Source organism: Natrinema sp. HArc-T2 (genome assembly GCF_041821085.1).
GTDB lineage: Archaea > Halobacteriota > Halobacteria > Halobacteriales > Natrialbaceae > Natrinema.
This window is the reverse complement of record NZ_JBGUAZ010000010.1, coordinates 67,232-91,819: the sequence shown is the minus strand read 5'-3', so window position 1 is coordinate 91,819 and position 24,588 is coordinate 67,232. Positions and strand designations below refer to the sequence as shown.

Genomic DNA, 24,588 nt, shown 5'->3' with positions numbered 1-24,588 from the left:
TCCCTTCTTTTGAACGGGAACAACAGTCGCAGCAATCTCCTGAGAACGACGCAGGATACGTTCGTTGTAGAAGCCACGATCAGCCAAGAGAAGCTCTATCTCGAAGGGATAGGCTTCGACGCGGTCGAGGACACGCTCGACCGCGTCTGCCTCCTCCTCATCACTTCGGACGTACATCATGGCCAATGTCACCGGTTTACCGTTCGAGACGAGATACGCTGTACAGTACCGGTGACACGTCGTTGTCCCGTCCTTCGCGTGCATTCGGCAGAGTTCACTTTTCTCGTCAGCGTACGTGCCATGATAGGGGTTATCGACGAAGTCGATAGAGACGATCCTCGACCTTGACCGGTCGAGGATCGTCATCGCTAACTCTTGGAGAAGACGGTTAGCAATGCGCTCAAGCTGGTCTCGGTTGAGCGTATGTAGCCAGTCCATGGCAGTATCGTCACAGACAGCGTTGTCGTTGTCTTTGCACGTCTCCCAGATGGAAGTCTGATTGACTGCTGCAAGAATAACGACAGCCCAGATATCGCCGGGATCGAGAGGCGAGCCCTCGATCCCTGGCAAAGGGAGCTGGCAGATGACGTCTTCCGCTAAATCTTTTATGTCCGAATCCGAAAGAACACCGTCTGGCTGAGGGATATTGAACACATTCACTCAACCAGACATTTTCCTCATCAGACCAACGCTTTAGCTCCAGCTCTCATCCTGGTTGGGAAGTACCGAAAATCGCGATGACGTTTCGACGAGGAATGAGCGCACTTGACCAGCTGTGTGGGTGTTCCGGGTGCATCTCGATTCGACGGAACTTTCTGCTCGAGAAGTCGGGTTCAGTTATCAGTATAGGCTAATTTGAGCTCGATTTCGTTGACCGCTCCAAGTAGTAAATCCGGTATCTCAGATCTGAAATACTCTCCAGTCAGTCGTTTAGCTGGGCCAGCGACCGACACTGCTCCATAGACCTCCTCGTTGAGAATGATTGGAGCGCCCACAGCCCGAATGCTTTCATGAGACTCACAATTATTAAATGCGACCCCACGCTCTCGAATTTCCTCGAACTCGGACTCGAGTTCCTCGCGAGTCGTGATCGTCTCTGCTGTTACACCATCAAGACCTGTCTGACTAATGATTTCGTCGACCTGGTTCTCAGGCATGTGCGCTAGAATCGCCTTCCCAGCTGAAAGGGTGTGGATCTGTTTATGCTTCCCTACCCAAGAGTTCGTCGGGACACCACGATCTCCGGTAAGACGACCGATGTAGACCGCATGGTTATCCTCTTCGACAACCAGATTGACCGCCTCATCGGTTTCGCTGACGAGCTGTTCGAGAACCGGCTTAGAAGCATCAAGAAGTTCTCGGTAGTGATACTTCGCTTGTATCCCGTGGTCGAGAAGTCTCAGACCTAGTCGGTAACCATCTGGCTCTTTCACTACATAGCCGAGTTCCTCGAGTGTTGTGAGGTGACTGAACGCGGTACTATTGGCGATTCCAACCGTGTCAGCGAGTTCAACGAGACGGATGTGCCCCGCCTCATGAATTGTTTTTATAATATCGAAGGCGGTTTCCGTGGCCTTGATCCCCTGTCGTTCCCCGGGTTTGTTTGTCATTGATATGTATTTCAGCGGTCTCAGATCATGTAGTCCTTACTATCGCCATTCTTCAGAGCCATACTGGCAGAACAAACCATTAGCTTGGAACAAAAAATCATCAGACATGAATCTACCAAAACAGTTGAAAACATAGCTGGGAAAGCAGTATAACGATAATAGTGTGTGGAAAACTAGATGATTGAGTATTAATGCAGTCTGTTTTGTCACCGCCGAAACAATATTGTTGGAACATCCATTTAATATGGGAGCGAAATTAACGAGTGTGTTAAATCTCTACTGATTCAACGGACATTAGGGAAGATATCGACATAGAGTCAGTACGATAGATCTATCTGCCCTTCAGCATAGCCTGCTGGTAGAGATTCTTTTTGCCATTGTCGAAATTCAGTCTCTTTCCATTCGTGAAATCTGATCGTGACGAGTCGGCCCGCGTACCGAACATTGGTGATGAGCTGAAAGCTGCGTTCTCAACCCTGGCTGTGGTCTTGAGACCACTGTGAATTATACCAACGAACGCGAGCAGTTTGGAAGTTCGACTTTGGAGAGCAACGATCACGGGAATCGTCCGTGGCATCGACGGTGATGACGTTGTGATCAACGACCGCGTTACCCCAACTGTCGAATCGAACAAGCGCGTTCCGTTTCACAGATAAACACGTATCTCGCGACCCAGTTACGCGAAGCAAACGTTCGTTCCACGGGTAGAGTTTATGTACTCCCGACATAAGCCGGGTTTTGATATGAAGGAAGATGTGGAATATATCACCAGCGTTCTACTGTCAAAGCCGTTTTATCACCCGGATACGGAACATATATCCACTTGTAAAATCAAAGACCAAACGATGAAAGTTCTCGCTACGGTCAAAGAAGTGGCGACTGTCGAAGACGAGTTCGAAATCGAGGGAACCGAAATCGCAGGACAGTACCTCGGTGCCGACTTGAACGAATGGGACGACTACGCGATCGAAGAAGCCGTCCAACTCCAGGAAGACGGGATCGCCGACGAAGTCGTCGCAGTCACCATCGGTCCGGAAGACTGTGAACAGACCATCCGTCAGGCGCTCGCGAAGGGTGCCGACCGCGCCGTCCGCGTCTGGGACGACGCTCTCGAGGACGTCGACCTGCTCGACGTCAACGCCAAGACGGAGATCCTGAGCGCCGTCATCGAGGCCGAGGAGCCCGACCTCGTGCTCTCGGGCGTGCAGGCCGGCGACGACAGCTTCGGCGCGACCGGCGTCTCGGTCGCCGAACAGCTCGGCTTCCAGTGGGGCGCCGTCGTCAACCACCTCGAGCACGATCTCGAGGACGGCGTCGCGTCGGTCCGCCGCGAACTCGAGGGTGGCGTCGAGGAGCTGACCGACATCGAACTGCCCGCCGTGTTGACGATCCAGACGGGGATCAACGAACCACGATATGCCAGCCTGCGGGGCATTCGACAGGCCCAGCGCAAGGAACTCGACGTCCAGAGCCTCGCCGACATCGGCGTCGACGAGAGCGCGATCGAAACCGAACTCGAGCTGACGGAGATGTACGAGCCCGAAAGCGAAAGCGACGCGACCGTCTGGGAGGGCAGTGCCGACGAGACGGCCGGGGAGCTCGGTGAGCTGCTCCGCGAGAAGGGGGTGGCACAATGACGGACGTCCTCGCAGTCGCGGACCACCGCCGCGGTGACCTCCGAGACGTTAGCTACGAGCTCATCACCGCCGGTCGCGAACTCGCCGACGAAACCGGCGGCGACCTCCAGTTGGCGGTCATCAGCGGCACCGTCGACGACTTCGCCGACAAACTCAATCGCGACGGCGTCGACGCCATCCACACCGTCGACCACGGCGAAGAGTTCAACCACGACATCTACGCGCAGGCAGTCACGCAGCTCTACGACGAGCTCGCTCCACAGTACGTCCTGACACCCAACAGCGTCAACGGACTCGACTACGCGCCCGCCGTCGCGAACGAACTCGACCTGCCGATCGTCACCGACACCGTCGACCTCGAGGCCGACGGCGAGACCCTGATTGCTACTCGCGAGATGTACGGCGGCAAGGTCGAGACGACCACCCAACTCGAGGGTGACGCCGTCGTCACGATCCGCGGTGCCGAGTGGCCCGCTGCCGAGGGCACCGGCGACGCCACGATCGAGGCCTTCGACGCCGACATCGATGAGGACGCGATCGGCTCGACCGTCACCGGCTTCGAGGAAGTCGGCGGTGGCGACGTCGACATCAGCGAGGCCGAGTTGCTGGTCTCGGTCGGTCGTGGGATCGAAGAAGAGGAGAACCTCGAGATGATCCGCGACCTGGCCGACGCACTCGATGCGACGCTGTCCTCGTCGCGTCCGATCGTCGACAACGGCTGGCTGCCCAAAAACCGCCAGGTCGGTCAGTCCGGGAAGGTCGTCACGCCCGATGTCTACATCGCGATCGGTATTTCGGGTGCCGTTCAGCACGTCGCCGGCATGAAAGGCTCCGAGACGATCGTCGCGATCAACACCGACCCCAACGCGCCGATCATGGACATCGCCGACTACGCGATCGTCGACGACCTCTTCGATGTCGTCCCCGAACTCATCGACGAGTTCAATTGAGAAGCTTGACGACTGGGTGAGCAGTCCTTGAACCCGCATCGGCATTTCGATCGAGATTGAGAATATCGGCACGTTCCTGTCATCACCGGGTTCTGGCTACGTTAGCAGCATTGTTATTACGATCGACAGAGGATCAATAGGTGGAACTCTATGAAATCAGTTGACTTTGACGACGCGGAAACATACGAACCCGATGAAGGTTGGCAGCGCGTTGCGATGGCCGGCAGCAACGCGTTCACGTTCGAGTGGTTCGAGAAACCACCGGGGCATAGCTCACCAATGCACGATCACGAAAACGAACAGGTTTGTATCTGTCTCGAAGGGACACTCACCGTAACAACTGAAGATGACAAAGTGGCCCTCGAGAAATATGACTCAGTCTGGCTAGATGCGTGGGAGAGCCACCGTGTCGAAAACACGGGCGACGTTCGAGCCGTCGGCCTCGACGTGTTCGCACCTGGGCGGTCGTTCGACTTCTGGACCGATCGAGAAGAGTGACAGCTACACGCGTGTAATAAGGGAGATCACGTGTCACATCTCCCAGTATTCTCGAAACAAAGATCTTATTGGTGAAGAGTGAATCCATGACTATTGGAATGTCAATCACTTCCAGTTGAGGTCGTCAGCCATATCTCTGAATAGTGCAATGGCATTCCATACCCTTCCTGTATAACGGACAGTATCGTCCTTTTTTGGCCGTTCACAGATATTCAGCTCTACGCTGTTTTCGGAATTGTTATTTTACTAATACAGATGGTTAAGATAACATGGGGCCGTATCTTACGGTTCTGAAATGAGTACCAGAGAGTTGTCGATCTCTGGATCGATATTGTAGAACAAACGTACTCATCTTGCTGTCAGCCGAAGCGCGGTGACAGCTATCATAGCCAGTGACAGTCACTGCAACCCGATCGCACGACGGTCATGCGATCGGTGCGGCGATCGGTTCAGTTGTGACTAGAGGACGCGTGCTGTTCGATGGCGTCGCAGATGATGTCCATTCCTGCGGTGGCCTGTTCCTGTGTGAGCACGAGCGGTGGGATCAGTCGGAGCACGTTGCCACGTCGGCCAGCAGACCACACGAGGACACCACGCTTGTAGCAGTCTTCCTGTATGTCTTTGACGAGTTCCTTGCCGGTCTGGTCTTCGCTGTCGGCGAACTCAGCGCCGATGAACAGGCCGCGACCGCGCACGTCAACAAGGCGCTCGTTCACGCCGGCGGACTCACGAAGCCGATCGCGGATGTAGCTGCCGACCTCGCGGGCGTGGGCGAGCAGGTCGTTGTCACGGATGTACTCGATGGCGCGGACTCCGCCGACCATCGCCGGAGCGTTGCCGCGGTAGGTACCGACGTGGCCGCCAGCCTCCCAGGTGTCCAGGTCCTCGTGGTACATCGTCCCCGACAGCGGGAGCCCAATGCCGCCAATCGCCTTTGCCATAGGCATGGCGTCCGGCGTGACGTCGTAGTGATCGCTTGCGAACCACTCACCAGTGCGGCCGAAGCCGGTCTGGATCTCGTCAACGATCAGCGGGATATCGTTGTTTTCGGCGATCTCTTTCAGCCCGGGCAGGAAGCCCTCCGGCGGGGTGACGATACCACCTTCGCCCTGGATCGGCTCAACCCAGATGCCTGCGGGGTTCGCGAACCCACTGTAGGGGTCTTCAAGAAGTTCCCGGACGTTAGCCAGTGCTCTGTCGCTGGCTTCCTGAGGGTCTAGCCCTTGCTCGTGTGCGAAGGGGTACGGCACGTGGTGGACGTTCGGGAGCATCGGCGCATAGTCCTCCTTGTACTTTTTACCCGCTGTGAGGCTGAGTGCGCCAGCGCTGCCACCATGGTACGCACCGCGGAACGCGATGAGACCGTCGCCGCCGGTGTTGTACTTGGCCAGCTTGATCGTCCCCTCGATGGCGTCACTGCCGGTCGGACCGCCAAAGATGACGCGATTGTTGTCAGGGAGCGCGCCCGGTGCGATGTCGTTCAGCGCCTCGATGAGGTCCAGCCGTGCCTCGGTCGGGAAGTCGATAGTGTGTGCAACCTTTTCGGTCTGTTCCTGAACTGCCTCCATCACGTACGGGTTTGAATGGCCAACGTTCAGGACGCCGATACCGGCGAAAAAATCGAGGAACGTGTTTCCATCGGCATCGCGGATCGTCGCGCCTTTCGCTTCCTCGATTGCGATGGGAACGACCTTCGGATACGCGATTGCACTGCTGTCGATGCGTCGCTGCCGCTCGAGGAGTTTCTTCGACTCCGGCCCTGGAATTGACGTCTCGATTTCCGGCTCCTGTGTGAAGTGGAGGTCGTCGAACGTCTGTTCTACAGCCATGGTAGGACGTAGTTCTACTATGTACTAAAAGTTTGCATTGAATCCGATATGTCTATTATCCCCCCACAGTAGATTTCACTAGCTGGTTTAACTGGGCCGAGTCGAACGTCTCACTCACTGCTGATCCCGACTTTGATGAGTAACAAACTCGTTGTTCGTGTCTCGATAGATCGACCCTGTTCTATTTCGCTTCCGCGTCCGCCGGTGCCGTGTGCGTTCGGTCGTAGCTCGGTACGGTAATCGGTTCGACTCCCCTCGAGACGTATTATATAGCACTGTAAACCCTCACTCTTTTTCTACTGTTCATTGTTTTCTATTCTTCCTCGTTTTCGACACCGTTGTTGAATTACCTGTGCTTCGTACACGAGACTATTTGGACTGAATCCTAGAATTGGGCCACATTTTCGAACTCAGTAAGATATAAGTAGATGTGCCTAAATGGATGAGTATGGCTAACACAGAGCCAAATGGAAAATTCTCACGCGTTCTTACGAAGCGCGACGTGTTCGTATTGGCATTCGGTGCGATGGTCGGCTGGGGATGGATTATCCAGTCAGGGTACTGGATCAACGAGGGAGGAGTTACGGGATCAATCCTGGCATTCGTCCTTGGATCGTTCATGGTCGCCGTCGTAGGACTCATTTACGGTGAACTCGCGTCATCGATGCCGTTCGTCGGTGGCGAACACGTTTACAGCATGCGTGCGCTGGGTCCCATCGGATCGTTCATATGTACCTGGTCGCTGATCCTCGGGTACGTCGGCGTCGTCGTCTTCGAGGTCGTCGCGTTCCCATCAGCGCTCGCGTACGTCGTGCCGGGCTTCAACGCGATCCCGCTCTGGTCGATCGCCGGCCAGACCGTTTACGGGACGTGGGTCCTCGTCGGTGGCGTCGGTGCGATCGTCATGACGTACTTGAACTACAAGGGAGTCCAGCCAGCAGCACAGTTCCAGACGATCCTGACACTGGTTATCGGGCTCGCGGGCCTCACGCTGGCTATCGGTGCGGTGGCCAACGGTCACTCGACATCGACGCCGCCCTTTGCCGACTCCGGGATGGCCGGTGTGCTCACCGTCGCGATCATGACGCCGTTCATGTTCGTCGGGTTCGACGTTATTCCCCAAGCCGCCGGGGAAGCCGACGTCTCCGAACGGACGCTCGGTCTGCTGATCGTCGCCTCCGTGTCGGTCGCCGCGCTGTTTTACATCCTCGTCATCTGGGCGTCCGGGCGAGCGCTGGCGGGTTCGGTGCTCGTCGAGAGTCCGCTTCCCGCAGCCGCCGCCATGGAGGCTCTGTTCAGTAGCGCCACCATCGGGAAGATCATGGCACTGGCAGGCATCGCCGGGATCCTCACCAGCTGGAACTCGTTCCTGCTCGGTGGAAGCCGCGCCATCTACGCGCTGGCCGAATCCGGTATGCTGCCGGAGACGCTCGCGACGGTCAATCCCGAAACAAACACTCCCTCGCGGGCACTTGCACTCATCGGCGGCCTGTCGGCGCTTTCGCCGCTATTCGGAAAGCAAATGCTCATCTGGATCGTCAACGCTGGCGGATTCGGTATCGTCATCGCGTGGGTGATGGTCGTCATCTCCTTCCTCGTGTTACGCGTCCGCGAACCCGAAATGAACCGGCCTCTGAAGATTCCGGGCGGGAAAGCGGTTGGTGTCCTCGGTCTCGGACTGACACTCGGGTTCACCGCAATGTACTTACCGGGAGCCCCCTCTGCGCTTCAGTGGCCCTTCGAGTGGGGGATCATCCTTCTGTGGGTCGTCCTCGGCATCGGTCTGGTTTCACAGTCGCGCCTCTCCAGCGGGGCATCACAGGTTGAAAGCCACGGGTTCGACGGGGACTAAATACCTACCGCCGTTCGCTTCTGACGTCAATCACTGACGTCACGTCATTGTACCCCTCGATGCTGGATTTCGATTTTGGGAGAGAACTGACGACTTATCGCAGTAGCTGTACGTCACAGCGAGTATTGGTGGCGGGGATGCGCCACTTGACAACCGATAATCTCCCTCAAGACTTTGCCCCGGAGCGCCGCGAACCTGCAGGCAGTGAGCCAGCAGGCGTCCCCCACTGGCCTACACCGGGGGCTCCAGGTCGACAACTACTGAACGAGGACGATACGGTTAATTGACCATACGTCGTCTACAGATGAGCAAGGCGAGTGCCTCAGGGTTTGCCCCCGAGGCGGTTCACAGTAGCCATTGAACGTCACTACACATCCGATTGCGCGACGACTATGCGATCGATGTGTAACTCGTTTCGGTTGTTACTATAGTATAATCGGGCTCGCGTCTTCGAACATTATCACCTGTAGCTCAAATAGTGCTCTACTAACACCGAAATATTATGTCCTAAGATAGTCGAAGGTCGTATTACATCTATACACTTGTAAACCATCACTATATTACAGACAGGACTTTTTAATTTGGGCCATAAATACCATTATTGATTGCCATATTTATTAGCTCTGTTAAACCGCGTTTGCTGACTTGGCGTGTTCACTATATGATTCGTTACCCAGTGCGTGATAACTTCGAGAGTGATCGTAGTAGGCGGTGTAGGCAGTCAATCAGGGCTGAGTGCTGACTTGACTGCCGGTCCAGGTCTGATAAAATCGGCCAATACGCATCGTGAAGTCTGAAACAGCTTTCAGCGCATTTCGCTCTGAGTTATCGAGATCGCCGCTTAGCTTAGTTCTTGCGAGGGTGGTTAGAGCCCATCCCGTCGACGAGAAATTCCGTGTCTGCGACGCGATGTTTCTCTTTGAATTCCCGAAGGAACTACATCGTTGGTTTCGTTCCACGTCCGGGAGAATAATCTTGGTAGGAGGACTTTTTTCTCCTTCAGTTCCGATTTCCCAGTTCCGTCACAAACTCTTTCCAAACATCTAAGATAGTTCATAACGAAATATTGTTTGTATGTCACAGACGTACAGGAATTACTGTAACGGAGAGTGGGTTGAATCGGAATCTGACAATACGTTTTCCGTCAATAACCCTGCAGACGTAGAGGATATCATCGGTCATTTTCAACTGTCTACTGCGGCAGACGCAAACCAGGCTATCGATGCAGCCTCGGCAGCACAACCAGAATGGGCGGCAACACCTGGTGCTGAACGAGGGAAAATTCTACTCGAGACCGCATCACTGCTTGAAGACCGGATGGACGAACTCACCAAAACACTCTCCCGCGAGGAGGGGAAAACAAGAAGTGAGGCCGCTGGAGAGGTACAACGAGCAGTTGACATCTTCTACTACTATGCCGAGAAGGCTCGTGATTTCGGGGGGACGATCAAATCCCCGAGTGAGCCAAACATGGAACTGTACACAAAAAGTGAACCTCTTGGAACAGTAGGACTCATCACACCTTGGAACTATCCAATTGCAATTCCAGCATGGAAGCTTGCGCCTGCGCTTGCAACCGGGAACACAGTTGTTCTGAAACCAGCATCAGAGGCACCCCGTGTTTCACAAGCAATTTTCGAGTGCCTCGACAAGGCAGGGCTCCCTGGAGGTGTCGCTAACTACGTAACCGGTTCCGGGAGCGAAGTTGGATCTGCGTTACATCAGCACGATAATATTGATGGTGTTTCATTCACAGGTAGCACAACGGTTGGAACAATGGTCGCACAGTCTGCGGCAGACGATCTGAAACGTGTTCAATGTGAGATGGGCGGGAAAAACCCAACAATCGTCATGCCAAGCGCTGACCTTGATGAGGCCGTCACTATAGTCAGTTCTGGAACGTTCGGAACTACGGGACAGTCCTGCACTGCTACTTCGCGTGCGATTGTCCACGAAGATATCTATAACGAGTTTACTCAGTTGATTACTGAGTATGCTGAATCGCTCGATATTGGACCTGGACTCGAGGACCCTGATATGGGGCCACACGTCTCGCAAGCCGAAGTTAAATCAACTCTAGATTTTGTTGATGTTGGTAAAAAAGAGGGCGCAACGCTCGAAACCGGTGGTAGCCGGCTTACTGATAAACAATATGATAACGGACATTTTGTCGAGCCAACTGTCTTCTCTGATGTGACCAGCGACATGCAGATCGCTCAAGAAGAGATCTTTGGACCGGTACTATCGATAATTGAAGTTGCAGATTTTGAGGAGGCGCTTGCAGTCGCAAATGATGTTCAGTTCGGCCTCTCTTCAAGTATTGTCACGCAGAATCTCACAGAAGCAAACCAGTTTATTGACGACATCGAGGCAGGTGTCGCTAAGGTTAACGAGAAGACAACTGGACTCGAGTTGCATGTTCCATTCGGAGGCTACAAGAACTCTTCAACGAACACGTATCGGGAGCAAGGCGACGCTGGGCTTGATTTCTTCACGACCACAAAAACAGTCTATCTAAACTACTAACGTTAACTCGAAGCCATCAAGGGCGTAGTACACCGTGTTGAAATAAGCTAATTGCATGCAAAGCTGAACGATTTGAGCCACTCGTCAGCTGTTTCGGCTTCCGTGTTGCTGAAACAGTTTGGGAACCGAGAGTTCCGTGTTTTATTCTTCTGAAGACACGTTTGGCAGCATTCCGATTTCCATGTTGTTCGTATCTGAAATCGAAGTCGTTGCCGATGACACGCATTTTGTAACGAGTGCGAGCCATCGACGAGAAACACAGCATGTTGATATCGTGTTTCTCGCGGAATTCGGTGAGAAACAGTTGAGCGAGAATCTGCGTTGTGGTCGGTTCAAGCCTTGTGTGCAGTAAAGCGTTTGTTTTCGGATTGACAGCGACGTACGGCCAATACTGTTCAGCATTCAGTTGAATCACGATTTCATTAGCCGCAGTGTGATCTGGTGATTGTCCATTCTCCAACTGTAGATCCGTCTTGTGAACTCCACTTCCGTACGGTCGATCGAGCACGTACGACACCAATACCTCAAGAGTAGAGATAGTATTCGAAAGTGAGAGTCTGTTAGAGACAGCCGAATACTTGGGTTCATAAGCAGTCGCGGTGTCGCTTCTCGCTCTACGAGATCCAAATCGAGTTGGCCAATACTCTGCTGGAGAGAGTGTTTTCTGACAAGACAAACAAAAAACGCGGCGCCTCACCTTTCAAACCCTATTTGAACACTGCCGTCTCGATTGCACAGGGTTATAGATCAATCACCTCGTACCACCTGGGAACAGAATACAGCGAGCAACGAGTGATAATTATTGGAAAGCGCTCAATAGTCTGTTGATCTGCTCTATTCTACCCAGATTGTTTTTCTATTCACAAACTCTTGGATACCGATAGCAGACAATTCTCGACCGTAACCGGAATCACCGATACCACCAAACGGAACACGGGGGTCCGACTTGACGAGTTGGTTGACATAGACACATCCCGCATCAATATTGCGGGCCAGTCGTTCACCACGCTCTCGGTCAGCGGTCCAAATACTCGCTCCTAGTCCAAACCGCGTGTCGTTGGCGATCTCGAGCGCTTCGGCTTCATCATTAGCATGATAGACTGTCGCGACAGGACCGAACAACTCCTCGGAATCTGCCGGACAGTCTGCTGGGACGTCTTTCAGGACGGTTGGCTTGTAGTATGCTCCTGGTCGGTCGAGCGGTTCACCACCAGTTAGGACTGTTGCTCCAGCATCGACGCTGGCGGTCACCTGCTCGTGAAGATCAGTGCAGAAGTCGGCTCGAGCTTGCGGGCCGACATCCGTCTCTTCATTCAGAGGATCACCAATGGTCAACGCTTCGACTTCCTCGACCAACTGGTCTACAAATTCATCATAGACGGCGTCGTGGACGACGAACCGCTTTGCAGCGATACACGATTGGCCGCCGTTCTGATTGCGCGCCCATGCACCTTTTTCAGCTACGTGTTCGATATTAGCATCGTCAAGGACAATAAACGGGTCACTCCCACCGAGTTCAAGGACAGTCTTTTTTAGGTTTTCACCTGCTGTCGACGCAACGGCCCGTCCTGCTTGTCCACTTCCAGTGAGCGTTGCAGCACGTACACGTTCGTCGGCGATGATATCGTCGACATACTCCACCGGTCCTAACAGGGACTGAAACACACCATCGGGATAGCCAGCCGTACGGAAGATATCCTCAATCGCCCGTGCACAGCCAGGGACGTTCGTAGCATGCTTCAGAATCCCAACATTCCCTGCGGTGAGATATGGTGCGGCAAACCGGAATACCTGCCAGAATGGGAAGTTCCATGGCATGACCGCAAGGACGGCACCAAGTGGATCATACGCCGTCTTGACCCTTGACCCAGCTGGGCTTGGGTGATGTTCGTCGGCAAGATAAACGCTCGCGTGCTGAGCGTAATGCTCACACCCCCAGATACATTTCTCGATTTCTGCGGTTGCCTGGGAAATCGGTTTGCCCATCTCCTGTGTTATCAACTCGGCGTACTCGGCCTTTCCGTCCCGGAGTACGTCTGCAACACGCGAAAGTAGGTTTTCCCGCTCCCGTAGCGGTCGATCTCGCCAGTCGTTGAAGGCTTCCGATGCTCGGGTGAGTGTCGCTTCCACGTCGCTCGCATCGGCTTGTTCATATGTCTCGATGTGCTCACCGGTTGCCGGATTGATCACTTCGATCTCGCTCATGAAATTCATCTCCTCTACCACACAAATATACCCTGCCGGAATGAATCTAGCTGATTTAGATAATATTGGATCTAGTGCAAAATATTAGAATGATACTGAACAGAAAGGTGTAGTTTATCTAATACTCCATAGTTCACAAAGTACACGGTGAACACCGATAAGCTGCACTATGCGCTTCGGTCAGTAACGACAGAGATAGCTCGAGATTGCTCGTCTGCGCTCTGGCCTCGCTCTTCCAGTGACCTAACCAATATCCCTATATACGTGACGCTATTATTGGATAGTATTCAGGATTTCCCCATGGATGAGAAAGATATTCGGATCTTATCGGCGATCGCCAGAGAGGGAACGGCGAGCCCGGAAAAGATTGAGGACGCGACTGGAATACCGAAATCGACGGTTCACTACCGGTTGAATCAGCTCCGCGACTCCGGTGTTATCACTAACGACCTCTATGACCTCGATCTAGAGAAAGTCGGCATCTCCATCACACTCATTTCGGAAATCTGGGCGGAGTTCGAGGAAGGCTATCACGAAACTGTCGGTGATAAACTCGCCTCGGTCGAGGGTGTCAATCAGGTGTACTTCACCATGGGCGATACCGACTTCATCGCAATCGCTCACGTGACGAGCCGTGAGATGGTCGAGTCGCTGGTCGAGGACTATGAAGCCATTAATGAGATTGAGCGAACGTCCTCAAAGTTTGCCATCAAGACGGTCAAGGATGAACAGAACCCGCTCAACGACTTCGATGTCGAGACGCTCATCGAGGAGCTCGCGGACTAATACGGTTTGCCACGTCCTCGTCTTTCGTTGACCGGGTGACCAACCACGGGCTGGGTGATTCGGAGAACGCTCGCTGTTTTCTCTATACGACGTCGCGATCGGCGAGTTCTGCGATCATCTCGTCGTCGTACCCGAATTCGTTGAGGATTTCTTTGGTGTGCTCGCCGAGTAGTGGTGGGTGCCGCTCAATCTCAGTTGGCGTCCGTGAGAAATGCATTGGACTCCCTGCCATTTCCATAGACCCGATAGTGGGATGGTCGACGGTCTGGTGCATGTTCCGTGCCTGAACCTGTGGACTTTCGAATACGTCTTCCATATCGCGGACGCGACTAGCCGGAACGCCAGCGTCCTCCATCCGTGCGACAGCTTCGGCAGTCGAATACTGTGCGAACTCTGCATCGAGAATTTGGTCGAGCTCCGAGCGGTTCGCGACGCGGTCAGCGTTGACTGCGAAGCGCTCATCGTCGATTAGGTCCTCACGGTCAAGTGCGTGGCAGAATTTCGGCCAGATGTTCTCAGAAGCAGTCGCGACTACGATGTAGCCATCGGTGGTCTCGAACGCCTGATAAGGCGCAATCGTCGGATGTTTGCTCCCCATGCGACCCGGTGGGTCGCCCGTCGCGAAGTAGTACGATGCCATGTAACTCATCCATGCAACCTGTCCGTCGAGTAGGCTGACGTCGATCTTCTGGCCGTTTCCGTCGCCAAGTTCCCGATAGAGCAGTGCCGCGAGAATGGCCTGCGTAGCGTACATGCCTGCCCCGATATCAGCAATCGCGACGCCGACACGCACTGGGGGCCCGTTCTCTTCGCCGGTGATACTCATCAGACCACCTTCGGCCTGCATCATGATGTCGTAGGCCGGTCGGTCCTTCTGTGGTCCCCACTCGCCGTAGCCCGACAGCGAACAGTAAATCAATTCAGGGTTGACCTCGCTGAGCGTCGAGTAGTCCAATCCCCACTCTTCCATCTTCCCGACCCGGAAATTCTCGACGAGAACATCGGCCTCTGATGCCAAGTCGCAGAACACCTCGCGCCCCTCGTCGCTGGCGAGGTTTAGCGTCAGCGAGCGCTTGTTGCGGTTGACACTGACATAGTAGGCGCTCTCCTCGCCATAGGTCGGCGGATGCCAGCCACGGGTCTGGTCGCCACCGTCCGGTCGTTCGATCTTGATGACTTCCGCGCCCAGGTCGCCCAGTTGCATCGTACAGAACGGCCCGACGAGAACCCGCGAGGCATCAAGGATCGTCAGTCCGTCGAGGGGCTGGTCGTCGCCATCAGGAGTGCGTGCCTCGCCAGTCATGGCTACTCGTAGGCAGCGATGCCGGTGAGGTCCTCGCCGAGGATGAGGGTGTGAATGTCGTGAGTGCCCTCGTAGGTGTAGACCGTTTCGAGATTGGCCATGTGACGCATCGGCGAATAGTCCGCCGTAATCCCGTTGCCGCCAAGGATCTCGCGGGCAATACGGGACTGGTCGCGGGCCATCCGAACGTTGTTGCGCTTGGCCATCGAGACGTGCTGAGGGCGCAGGTCACCCCGTTCTTTGAGGTCCGCGAGTCGGTGAGCGAGTAGTTGAGCGAGCGTGATCTGGGTAGCCATTTCGGCGAGTTTGTCCTGCTGGAGCTGGAAGCGGGCGATCGGCCCGCCGAACTGCTCGCGATCGGTGGCGTACTGGCGTGCAGTCTCGAAGGCGTCCTGAGCGGCTCCGATGACACCCCAAGCAATACCGTAGCGGGCTTGGGTGAGACAGGACAGTGGGCCCTTCATGCCGGAGACGCCGGGAAGAACGTTCTCCTCGGGGACAACCACATCGTTGAGGCCGATTTCGCCGGTGATCGAGGCTCGCAGGGAAAGCTTTTCGTCAATCTTGTTCGTACTGACGCCGTCGCGGTCGGTCTCGACCAAAAAGCCACGGACGGGCGTGTCAGGGTCAGTCTGGTCACGGGCCCAGACGATAGCCACGTCGGCGATAGGTGAGTTGGTGATCCAGGTTTTCGAGCCGTTCAGCAGGTATCCCTCGTCGGCTTCCTCGGCACGAGTCTCCATTGCGGTGGGGTTCGAGCCGTGTTCAGGCTCAGTGAGGCCGAAACAACCGACGGCCTCGCCGGAGCCTAGTTTGGGGAGCCAGTGTTCTTTCTGTTCCTCGCTTCCATAGGCGTGGATTGGGTACATGACGAGTGCGCCCTGGACGCTCGCCATCGAGCGCAGGCCTGAGTCACACGCCTCCAGTTCCTGCATTAACAGGCCGTAGGCCTTCTCGCTGACGTTGGGCGAGCCATAGCCTTCGAGATTGGGCGCGTAAAAGCCCATCTCGCCCATCTTCTGGATGAGATCTGTGGGAAAGGTACCTTCGATCCAGTGCTCGTCGATATCGGGCCGCACCTGTTCGTCGACGAACTCCCGCGCTGACTTTTGGATCATCTTCTCTTCTTCTGAAAGGTCCGCTTCCACTCCGTAGTAATCGAGCATGGGTCTATACACGGTCCTAATATATAATAAATTTTTGGATGTAGTACATTCTAATGGGGTATTGTTGGACCAACTATCGTCAACATGGGTTCGTATGTAATTGAAAACGATCAGAATCTATCTTCGTTTGAGGAGAGAACCCTGCTGCTTACAGTGAATTGCCTCGGAGTCAAGTCCCGAGAAACTTAGATTGCTCCGCCTGTAGAACAATTGAAACGTGAGAAACCGCGAAGACTGTGACATCGGCGGTAGCCGCTGGCGGTCGTTTTCACTGCACCCGATAGCAATTAACTACCGTCTCCCGGCCAATCAGGAGACAGTATTCCATTCTCTCCTCCTTACTTGATCGCACACGAAGTATGACATTTTCTGCCATTGTCAATATAAATACACAAGGGGAATAGTATTCTGCTACCAACTGAAATACTGATTCGCCCTGTCCTTATCAGATCAGGACTTCTCCTTCAACCCCCTATGAAAATCACGCATCAACTTATACCACACCGCTAATGAGAATTGTTCGGATGACTCGATAATTGTCAATATAACTTCTGAAAGTCAAGTAAACCTGTTTTGTCCACTTTTTGTTGAAGTTGGCCCGTCGTGTCACTTGTTCGAAGACTCCTTTAATGAGATCATGAAATTCATCTTCGTCTTGGACAATGATCGGTGATATCATCCACTTCAGATATTTTCAGGACTGTTCAATTGGATCAATTTGAGTTTTGTGGAGAGAGAACGGACACCGCGCCAGCTGATGGAACTTGGGATTCGACTTTACCTTGCAGTACTATCGCTTTCAAATACAGTTCGAGAATTAGATAGTTTTGGTGTCAAACGCAGTCGAAAGGCCGTTCACGATTGAGTTCACAAGTGCGATCTACAGCCAGCCGTTGACGAGAACCCGAATCACATCGCGCTTGACGAGACGGTGATTCAACTTGACGAATATCGCTACTGGCTGTACACTGCTGTTGATCCAGAGACGAATAGAATTCTCCATATCCGCCTATATTCGACGACTACGACTGTGCTGACCGAACGGTTCTTGCAGGAACTCTCTGAGAAACATGATCTCAACGGTGCCATATTTCTCGTCGATGGAGCAAAACATCTACAAACTTCCCTCCGTCGATCTGGGCTCCGATTTCGATACGAAAAGCATAGAAATCGGAACACTGCTGAACGTATATTTAGAGGGATAAAACATCGCACCTCTTCGTTCTCAAACTGTTTTAGCCACGCAAAACCGTCAACAGCAGAATCGTAGCTTCAAGCCTTCGCCGTCTGGCACAATGCTGCAAACTAAACACGACCCTCCAGAGAGTTGGAACCGCGGAGAGGTTAGTTTCCCACAGATATAAAGTATAATTCGATATATTGGTCTGGTTGATAAAGAAGAGGAAAACCGTTTCAATCACATGTAGTAGTAATAGTGGATGTCAAGATTGACACCCGATGCCTCCGGTTCGGCCAAGATGCCGCCAACCTTCTACGTGACCGGTAGGTGCTTGCAGAAGTCGGAACTGTTCCAATCCAACTTCGTGAACAACAGGATCTCTTGACAGAGCCGGCGGTAATCCTGCGAGAAGTACTCCTCATGCGGGCGAATCTTGTCAAAGTTGAAGCCAGACTGATTGTACGTGAAACTGTGGAACTTCCGTAGAAGAGTATGCACAGTTCTGAAGCCCTGTTTTAGCAGTTTCTGGATCAACTTTTCTCAATACTATTTTAAAATTATAAATACAACAGCCTCTAACCTATATGATGGTCTTTGACTGCGTTCAAGTTGACATTTTCCGCGCCAAAATTGGAAGCCATAATCATGAAGCGCAGCGTTGATTCATGGCTTTGAATCAACAAGAATCGGGGGAGTAAGATATATGATGGTTCTATTATAATTCATTGAAAACACTGAGGTGATTTCGGTGGTTCGGGTTGAATTGTGCCTGAAATAGGGCAATTCGTTTGTTTCTAGACCGACAGCAACGTACAGCCAATGACACTGACAGTCAAGTTGGATTATAACTTCGTCAATTGCAACATGATATGATTGTTTCCCAGCTGTCGGCTGGAGGTCGGCTTTATGGGGCCGCGTTACGAACGGTTGATAGTGTCCTCTTTACATCTAACCTCCCTAAGAGAGGATAGTATTTAGAAAAATATGACTTGATCAAATAGTACTGGGTATTCAATTTCATCAGTGTATGATGTTGTTTAGTTAAGGCTAAGAAAGAGATAAGACGAGCTTCAGCTGATTAATGGTCAGAATCACTCATCTCTGCGATTGTAGTGAACGGATCGAACAAGAGCGAACACCGAGCGAGTTGATGAAGCTTGGCATTCGATTCTATTTTGCTAGATTGTCGTTTGGGCGCCATCTTAGGACTGGGGGATCGGTGTCGAACGCTTACCGGAGGCTGTTCACAACTAGGTACAGAAAGCCGACCTATAAGCCGGCGAGCAACACAAATCTGGATCACATCGCTTGACGAGACGGTGATCCGAATCAACGGTCGGCAGTTTCGCTCTACGCTGTCGTCAATCCAGAATCCTTCTATATAGCACAATCTCGTGAGGACCTCGCTCCACTTCGAGCTCAAGGGTGGAAGAAAATCGTCTCCGAAACCAGTTTAGATCTCCGTAATCTCGCTGTGAGGCGATTCGATCGCCTGTGCGTCCTCATCCAGTAGTGCCACGACGAGATACGGGACGTGCGATTCGAAGTACTCGACGAGCGCTGCGATCCGTTCAGAGTCGATTGCCTCGAGGGAGTCGAGCAGCATGAATGGAACCGTCTCGTAGACGTCGTGAACCAAATAGCCTGCAAGCGCGAACACGAGTCCGATCACTTCCCGTTCGCTTTCGCTCAAGTGATCGATCGTGTCTTCGTAGGCTGCGCCATCGTCGGTGCTACGCACGATTTTGAGGTCGAACGACGACTTCGTGACCTTGCGGCGTCCTTCCCGAACCTCTCGCGTGGTTCGATCGATCCAGATCCGATCGAGATTATCATATCCGAGCGTCGCACGGAGGTTCTCCATGTGTTCGTTGAACGCTTCGACGGCGTTCGCCTCGATCTGGTCGATGCGCGTTCGGAGGTCCGTCAGTTCGTCGGTCAGGTCTTCACGACGACTCTTGAGGTCTTCGCGCTCGTTGAGCCGATCCTCAATCGTGGCAATTTCGTCTTCGATCTCGTCACGTTTGCGCTCTTTGCGCTCAAGTTTGAACTCGAGTTGATTGACCTCTTTATGCTGGTCGAGGATATCGCCGTAGTCCTCGCTTTCGAGGTCATCGATTTCAGCTTCGAGATCGTCGATTGCGTCGGTCAGATCCTCGCGTTTGTCCGTCAGGTCGTCGATTCGGTCGCTCCGGCGTTCGATTTCGTCGTCGGTCGACTCGAGGCGCTGTTGTGTCTGTCGGTATTCGGTCCGGTTCTCTTTGATCGTCGACAGCGTTTCTCGCCGATCAGTCAACTCAGAATCGATCTCGGATCGCTCCTTGAGGCGTTCCTGATGTGCGGTTCGGAGTTGGTCGATCGTCGTTTCGATCTGCTCTCGAGCGACCGAGGAACCACAGGTCCAACACGTGACTGTCTCGGACTCGTCGAGCAGCTGGTCCGTTATGGGCCCGTCATCGGTTTCGGTTGTTTCGCCAAGGAACGAGTCCGGTTCCTCGAGGAGCTGTTCGTTGAATTGGATCGTACTCTTAAGTTGTGAAATCTCTTCGGAGAGGTCCGCTTTCTCCTCTTGGAGCGCATCGATTTCGGCTTCGATCTGACTCACATCGGTCTCTTCGCCCGTCGAAAGCGATTCGAGTCGGTCTCGAATCTCGCTCCGTTCTTCTTTCAGAGCCTCGATGCTCTCGCGCTCAGTCTCGATTCGGTCACGGACGCGTTCGAGTTCGGATCGCGTCTCGCGCAGTTCGTCGAGTTTCGTCTCGAGTTCAGACTGTTCTTCCCGCCGCTTTTCGACATCGACGTTCGTTTCTTCGAGGTCAGCCTGGGCTGTCTCGAGTTCGTCCCGTAGCGTCTCGATCTCGTCGGTCACCCGCGTCCGTTTCGCTTCGAGATCGGGAAGTCGCTGCTCGAGTGTGTCCAGTTCGTCGAGTTGCTCGTCGATTTCACGTTTTCGCTGCTCGTACTGTTCGATCTCTGTCTTGATTGCGCCGGTGTCGACCGGACGCATGATCAGTTCGCGGAGGTCATCGCCGCGAGCGACGGCCTGGCGTGCCTCGTTCGACTCGAGCAAAAAGGCAAAGAGGTCTGCAAGTTCCGGATCTTCCAGATACGGATCGCCATCGGTGGTGATCGTTCCGTTTCGACGGGAGAGGTGTCGGCGGTAGATTTCGTCGCCGAACTCGAGCGTTGCGCTTCCCTCGTCGGCATCGGCTTTGAGGCTTACCTGATCGCTTCCGAGCGCTGCCATAATCGCCTGTAAAAGTGATGTTCGATTGGTCGCATTCCGTCCGGACAGGACCGTCACTCCGTCCTGAAACGAGACCTCCGTCTCGTCGATCCCACCAATATTCGTCGCAGACAGCGTTGCCTGCGTCGGAACCTCCTGCTTGGCTGTTCCTAATTCGGGTTTCATGCATTGTTGTAGTTCCTACTCTTACATAGGTATAACGCTTCATCCCATTGTATGGATCTCTCGCTGTGTGCGACCGATCGCATCTTGACTGTCGAGACGTTTCTTTTACGATTGGCTTTGGCAGTTACAGGATCATTCGTCGAGTAACTCCCTGACAGTGTACTCTTGAAGACATTCCTCGCAAGTCACGGTAATGGAGACGGCAACATTGAACTCACCGATATCGATGAGCTCCTTTCGATCGAGTCGGGCAATCGTATCCGATGTCACTGCCTTGGTTCTGTTTTGGAGCGCAGCGAGCTTTTCGCGGCTTCGCTCGAGTTGTTCCTCGTCGCTTGGCTTCTCGAGTTCCGTCTCGAGGCATTTTGTGAGATGATTGTAGACGGTTTGATGAGAGACGAAATCAGATTCAACCTGCTCGACCGGAACCCCATCGCGTTGCAGTTCATTTCGTGTTTGGACCCGTGTGCCGCTGCTGACGTCGTCTGTGAGCAATCGATATGTGTTCTCGATTTCCCCCTCTCGCGGCGGAATATTCGCGTTAGCAAGTACCGCCGACAGTATCTGTTGCTTCACGTATGTCGCGAACTGCCGTGTGCTGAGCGGTTCGTCGGCATCGACGGTCCAGTATGGATCAGTTCGTGGTCGAGACCCGTCAAGTCGTATTTGTCGGCGACCTGTCCACGCTTACAGCCACATAACGCTTCGTCCGTCTCGGAGTCACCGAGGTTGGTCATTATATGAATGAAATAAGAGGGAGGTGAGGGGGTTTCCCTCCCAGAATAAATCACGAGGGCGATTTAGCTGTAATTGTGGGTGGTAAGCCCCCTTTCTCAGCAAGCGAAGCGAGAAAGGAAGGGATACAACCCCGCACGAGTTTCTTTCAGCTGTTTCGGCACTTTTACTGCCCTTGAGGTCCAAAGGCAGTATGATACTCACCACACAGCCGACGATGTTCAAACGTGACAAAAGTGTGTATCGTGGGTTGTGGCCGAGTGTCCATCCGGTAGGAGTGGGACACTCCGAGCCACCCGTAAAGGGAAGTCACTTGTGGAGTCTGGAACCGTCCTCAGAAGTTGAAGAGTTCTGGTGGGCCGTACGAAAACTCCGTTCTCGTGAACGCTGTGGAGCCTGTCCCTGCACGTTCCGACACAGAGACAGGAAGCTCCACCCTCAAGAAGCGAGCGATCTACAGGCGGAGCAGGCCAAGTGCCTCGTGCTTGATCCCGAGTCGGTTCACACGATACTTGGACTAATGATCAAACCTGTCGGTGCCGACGCCCAGACACTCGGAGTCTCCAATCCCGACCCCATGTCAATTGTGGCAGGGGCGCTGGCCAAACGGGGAGTCGAATGCGGTTCGTCTGAGAATTACAGGAGTACAATTGTAATACGAACTGGGCGGCATTCCCGATTTCCCGTCGGTTCAACCAGTCGGAGTAGTTGGCCATGGTTTTTCAGTTCACTTGACGTTCAATACACTCATTACGTCAGGGAGATCTCCAGTTCGAACTCGTTGGCGGTTGCGAGGATTATCTCCGGGAGTTCGTCTTCGAGCCATTCCCCTTTCATGCGGTTAGCAGGACTCGCAACGCTGAAGGCGCCGAGGACTTGCCTGTCGGGACCGAAAACCGGAACACCGACTGCCTTAACGCCGTCAAGCTGTTCCTCGCGGTTGATGGCGTAGCCCTTCTTATCGATAGTGGCCAGTTCCTCAAGCAGCGCATCCCGTGACGTGATGGTGTTGTCCGTCTTCGGCTCGAGTCCGTGCTGGTCGATGATCTCCTCAACGCGTGCATCGGGGAGCTGAGAGAGGATTGACTTCCCGGCTGCCGTCACATGTAGCGGGAAGCGTTTGCCGACAGAAGAGTACGTCCACACGGCGTGATCTCCGGAGAACGTGTACATGTAGACGCCTCTGCCATGTTCTTCGACAGCGAAGACGGCGCGTGAGTCGGTTTCGGCCGCCAGTTGTTCCGTGTACGACTCCGCGATGGCATACGGTTCTTTACGAGTTCGAACGTGCTCGCCAAGTTCGAGAAATGCGAGCCCTAGTTGGTAGATGTCGCCTTCCTTCGTTAGGTACCCCGTCTCAATGAGCGTCGCGAGGTGGCTGTGAACTGTGCTTGGAGCCAGATCCAGTTCCTCGGCGAGTTCAGTCACTCGCCCGCCGCCGCGCTCTTTGAGTAACTCGATAATCTCGAATGAGGTCTGCGTCGTTGCGAGCGTGCGCGTTGTGTTCCCTTCCATACCCAGACTTCACCTAGCAAGGTTATAAATAATTCGCGATACCCGAATTGATATTCTCGCTGATACTGTCCTAATGCCTCTTCGCTTATAAAGTTCCCATGCCGTGAATTCCGTCATAGTTTGAAAAGTAACTAGCTGAAAATATCTATGATCGACGGGACCAGTTGGTGCCGACTACGACGTCTTCCCTTCGAAACACCCGATTTCGGCAGCCTAAGCGGTATTAATCTATACCATAGTGAATAATCCTGATGGATGGATTCGCACATGCCGAATCATGACGCGACATTAAATATATTTGACATTCCCACCCGTCATTGCTGGGTATCTGGTCCGAAGACCTGACCGACCGAATTCGGGTGGACTGCAGGCTCTTATAAAATCTCGTTGTTATCTCCAAACTCGAAAATATAATTCGAGATCTGTGAAGGAGGGCTCTGAGCGCTGGACAGACTGGCTGGCGTGCAGCGCTAGTGCGATATCCCTGCGCTTGGTCGTTGCAGTGCGGTGCTCAGAGGCCAAGGAGGTCGCGTGCGTCTGCGGGAGTCGCGACTGGCCGGTTGAGTTCGTCGGCGATTCGTGTAGCTCGGCGAACCAACTGAGCGTTGCTCTCGGCGAGTTCGCCCTTGCGATAGTAGACGTTGTCTTCCATCCCGACGCGGACGTGCCCCCCCATGGCCATCGCCATTGTCGTCATTGGGAGTTGGTGTTTGCCGACCGCAAGACACTGCCATTCGACCGGATCTGGGAGATTCTCGACGAAGGTGACGAGGTTCCCTGGGCTCGCGGGCATCCCGTTTTGCATTCCGAAGATGACCGTCGCCCAGTAGGGGTCGTCAAGCAGTCCCTCGTCAATCAGGTGTTCGGCCTCCGGGATATGACCTGGGTTAAACAGCTCAAGCTCAGGCTTCACGCCGGCCTCGCGCATCCGTTCTGCGTACTCCTCATTCTGTTCGCGGGTGTTCACTGCGGTTCGCGTCTGGCCGAAGTTGACCGGCCCCAAATCGACCGTCGCTACCTCCGGACGTGGTGCAGTCTCCAAGCACGGGGCGATACGCTCCTCGCGTGAGTAGATGCCCCCGCCGCCGGTCGTGAAGTTGACGATGATATCATCGCAGTACTCCTCGATCCGATCGCGCAGTTCTTGGTACCGCTTGATGTCTTTCGTGTTCTCGCCATCGTCGTCTCTCGCGTGCAGGTGCACCATCGACGCGCCTGCTTCCTCGCATGCTTGGATGTCCCTAGCGACCTCCTCGGGTTGTGTCGGGAGGTTCGGGTTCGCTTCTTTGCCGTGATGACCGCCAGTCGTTGCAACACTGATGATTACCTCTTTCGAGAAGTAATCCTCGTAGCCACTGTATGCCATACGGCTGCAGAATATGTT

Annotated in this window: 15 protein-coding genes and 4 pseudogenes; 8 read left to right on the top strand and 11 right to left on the bottom strand. The window is 53.8% G+C overall.

Going from position 1 to position 24,588, the window contains the following annotated elements; all coding sequences use genetic code 11:
* Together ACERI1_RS17425 and ACERI1_RS17420 are read right to left on the bottom strand one after the other, a co-directional pair.
* Positions 1 to 654, bottom strand: a 654-nt coding sequence (locus tag ACERI1_RS17425) for an ISH3 family transposase (protein WP_373619726.1), incomplete at its 3' end; no start/stop codon positions are given.
* A gap of 179 nt (positions 655 to 833) precedes the next feature.
* Positions 834 to 1,610, bottom strand: coding sequence for an IclR family transcriptional regulator (locus ACERI1_RS17420; RefSeq protein WP_373619725.1), 777 nt, complete (start codon positions 1,608 to 1,610; stop codon positions 834 to 836).
* A gap of 845 nt (positions 1,611 to 2,455) precedes the next feature.
* Here ACERI1_RS17420 and ACERI1_RS17415 point away from each other — a divergent pair.
* The 3 genes from ACERI1_RS17415 to ACERI1_RS17405 all read left to right on the top strand — a co-directional run bounded on the left by ACERI1_RS17415 (position 2,456) and on the right by ACERI1_RS17405 (position 4,695).
* Positions 2,456 to 3,247 (top strand): electron transfer flavoprotein subunit beta/FixA family protein, encoded by a 792-nt coding sequence (locus tag ACERI1_RS17415; protein ID WP_373619724.1) that lies wholly within the window; start codon positions 2,456 to 2,458, stop codon positions 3,245 to 3,247.
* Positions 3,244 to 4,197, top strand: a complete 954-nt coding sequence (locus ACERI1_RS17410) for an electron transfer flavoprotein subunit alpha/FixB family protein (RefSeq protein ID WP_373619723.1) — start codon at positions 3,244 to 3,246, stop codon at positions 4,195 to 4,197. Before ACERI1_RS17415 ends, ACERI1_RS17410 begins: the two co-directional genes overlap by 4 nt.
* Before the next feature lie 150 nt (positions 4,198 to 4,347).
* On the top strand, positions 4,348 to 4,695 hold the full coding sequence (locus ACERI1_RS17405; protein ID WP_373619722.1) for a cupin domain-containing protein: 348 nt from the start codon (positions 4,348 to 4,350) through the stop codon (positions 4,693 to 4,695).
* Positions 4,696 to 5,144: 449 nt separating this feature from the next.
* Here ACERI1_RS17405 and ACERI1_RS17400 read toward each other — a convergent pair whose 3' ends face one another.
* Positions 5,145 to 6,524 carry an aspartate aminotransferase family protein gene (locus ACERI1_RS17400; RefSeq protein WP_373619721.1) on the bottom strand — a complete coding sequence of 460 codons (1,380 nt, stop codon included), beginning with the start codon at positions 6,522 to 6,524 and terminating at the stop codon, positions 5,145 to 5,147.
* Positions 6,525 to 6,972: 448 nt separating this feature from the next.
* Between ACERI1_RS17400 and ACERI1_RS17395 the strand changes: the two genes are divergently transcribed.
* Both ACERI1_RS17395 and ACERI1_RS17390 read left to right on the top strand, forming a co-directional pair.
* Positions 6,973 to 8,376: an APC family permease gene (locus ACERI1_RS17395; RefSeq protein WP_373619720.1), complete on the top strand. Its 1,404-nt coding sequence runs from the start codon at positions 6,973 to 6,975 to the stop codon at positions 8,374 to 8,376.
* Positions 8,377 to 9,450: 1,074 nt separating this feature from the next.
* Positions 9,451 to 10,902 carry an aldehyde dehydrogenase family protein gene (locus ACERI1_RS17390; protein ID WP_373619719.1) on the top strand — a complete coding sequence of 484 codons (1,452 nt, stop codon included), beginning with the start codon at positions 9,451 to 9,453 and terminating at the stop codon, positions 10,900 to 10,902.
* Between the two features lie 47 nt (positions 10,903 to 10,949).
* Here ACERI1_RS17390 and ACERI1_RS17385 read toward each other — a convergent pair.
* A pseudogene (locus ACERI1_RS17385) lies at positions 10,950 to 11,544 on the bottom strand (IS6 family transposase).
* Between the two features lie 192 nt (positions 11,545 to 11,736).
* Positions 11,737 to 13,098, bottom strand: a complete 1,362-nt coding sequence (locus ACERI1_RS17380; protein ID WP_373619732.1) for an NAD-dependent succinate-semialdehyde dehydrogenase — start codon at positions 13,096 to 13,098, stop codon at positions 11,737 to 11,739.
* A gap of 309 nt (positions 13,099 to 13,407) precedes the next feature.
* On the opposite strand from ACERI1_RS17380, the gene ACERI1_RS17375 reads away from it, so the two are divergent.
* Positions 13,408 to 13,893, top strand: coding sequence for an Lrp/AsnC family transcriptional regulator (locus ACERI1_RS17375; protein ID WP_373619731.1), 486 nt, complete (start codon positions 13,408 to 13,410; stop codon positions 13,891 to 13,893).
* A gap of 82 nt (positions 13,894 to 13,975) precedes the next feature.
* On the opposite strand, the gene ACERI1_RS17370 is transcribed toward ACERI1_RS17375, so the two are convergent.
* A complete protein-coding gene (locus ACERI1_RS17370) occupies positions 13,976 to 15,196 on the bottom strand; it encodes a CaiB/BaiF CoA transferase family protein (protein WP_373619718.1) in 1,221 nt (406 codons plus the stop codon).
* 2 nt (positions 15,197 to 15,198) lie between these two features.
* Positions 15,199 to 16,362: an acyl-CoA dehydrogenase family protein gene (locus tag ACERI1_RS17365; RefSeq protein WP_373619717.1), complete on the bottom strand. Its 1,164-nt coding sequence runs from the start codon at positions 16,360 to 16,362 to the stop codon at positions 15,199 to 15,201.
* Between the two features lie 688 nt (positions 16,363 to 17,050).
* Here ACERI1_RS17365 and ACERI1_RS17360 point away from each other — a divergent pair.
* Together ACERI1_RS17360 and ACERI1_RS17355 are read left to right on the top strand one after the other, a co-directional pair.
* Positions 17,051 to 17,632, top strand: a pseudogene (locus tag ACERI1_RS17360) (IS6 family transposase).
* Between the two features lie 1,204 nt (positions 17,633 to 18,836).
* A pseudogene (locus tag ACERI1_RS17355) lies at positions 18,837 to 18,917 on the top strand (IS6 family transposase); the annotation flags it as partial.
* Between the two features lie 78 nt (positions 18,918 to 18,995).
* On the opposite strand, the gene ACERI1_RS17350 reads toward ACERI1_RS17355, so the two are convergent.
* From ACERI1_RS17350 to ACERI1_RS17335, 4 genes and pseudogenes are all read right to left on the bottom strand, one after another.
* A complete protein-coding gene (locus ACERI1_RS17350; protein WP_373619716.1) occupies positions 18,996 to 20,954 on the bottom strand; it encodes an archaea-specific SMC-related protein in 1,959 nt (652 codons plus the stop codon).
* A gap of 132 nt (positions 20,955 to 21,086) precedes the next feature.
* Positions 21,087 to 21,691: pseudogene (gene rdfA, locus ACERI1_RS17345) on the bottom strand (rod-determining factor RdfA).
* A 748-nt stretch (positions 21,692 to 22,439) separates the two neighbouring features.
* The gene (locus ACERI1_RS17340) at positions 22,440 to 23,204 is read right to left on the bottom strand and encodes an IclR family transcriptional regulator (RefSeq protein ID WP_373619715.1); all 765 of its coding nucleotides are present in this window, start codon (positions 23,202 to 23,204) and stop codon (positions 22,440 to 22,442) included.
* Between the two features lie 511 nt (positions 23,205 to 23,715).
* The gene (locus tag ACERI1_RS17335) at positions 23,716 to 24,570 is read right to left on the bottom strand and encodes a 3-keto-5-aminohexanoate cleavage protein (protein WP_373619714.1); all 855 of its coding nucleotides are present in this window, start codon (positions 24,568 to 24,570) and stop codon (positions 23,716 to 23,718) included.
* Positions 24,571 to 24,588: the final 18 nt, after the last annotated feature.

Bases quoted from the DNA above. Each gene is read 5' to 3' on its own strand.
- ACERI1_RS17420 (WP_373619725.1), bottom strand. From the start codon at position 1,610: ATGACAAACAAACCCGGGGAACGACAGGGGATCAAGGCCACGGAAACC.
- ACERI1_RS17415 (WP_373619724.1), top strand. From the start codon at position 2,456: ATGAAAGTTCTCGCTACGGTCAAAGAAGTGGCGACTGTCGAAGACGAG.
- ACERI1_RS17410 (WP_373619723.1), top strand. From the start codon at position 3,244: ATGACGGACGTCCTCGCAGTCGCGGACCACCGCCGCGGTGACCTCCGA.
- ACERI1_RS17405 (WP_373619722.1), top strand. From the start codon at position 4,348: ATGAAATCAGTTGACTTTGACGACGCGGAAACATACGAACCCGATGAA.
- ACERI1_RS17400 (WP_373619721.1), bottom strand. From the start codon at position 6,524: ATGGCTGTAGAACAGACGTTCGACGACCTCCACTTCACACAGGAGCCG.
- ACERI1_RS17395 (WP_373619720.1), top strand. From the start codon at position 6,973: ATGGCTAACACAGAGCCAAATGGAAAATTCTCACGCGTTCTTACGAAG.
- ACERI1_RS17390 (WP_373619719.1), top strand. From the start codon at position 9,451: ATGTCACAGACGTACAGGAATTACTGTAACGGAGAGTGGGTTGAATCG.
- ACERI1_RS17375 (WP_373619731.1), top strand. From the start codon at position 13,408: ATGGATGAGAAAGATATTCGGATCTTATCGGCGATCGCCAGAGAGGGA.
- ACERI1_RS17370 (WP_373619718.1), bottom strand. From the start codon at position 15,196: ATGACTGGCGAGGCACGCACTCCTGATGGCGACGACCAGCCCCTCGAC.
- ACERI1_RS17365 (WP_373619717.1), bottom strand. From the start codon at position 16,362: ATGCTCGATTACTACGGAGTGGAAGCGGACCTTTCAGAAGAAGAGAAG.
- ACERI1_RS17350 (WP_373619716.1), bottom strand. From the start codon at position 20,954: ATGAAACCCGAATTAGGAACAGCCAAGCAGGAGGTTCCGACGCAGGCA.
- ACERI1_RS17340 (WP_373619715.1), bottom strand. From the start codon at position 23,204: ATGGAAGGGAACACAACGCGCACGCTCGCAACGACGCAGACCTCATTC.
- ACERI1_RS17335 (WP_373619714.1), bottom strand. From the start codon at position 24,570: ATGGCATACAGTGGCTACGAGGATTACTTCTCGAAAGAGGTAATCATC.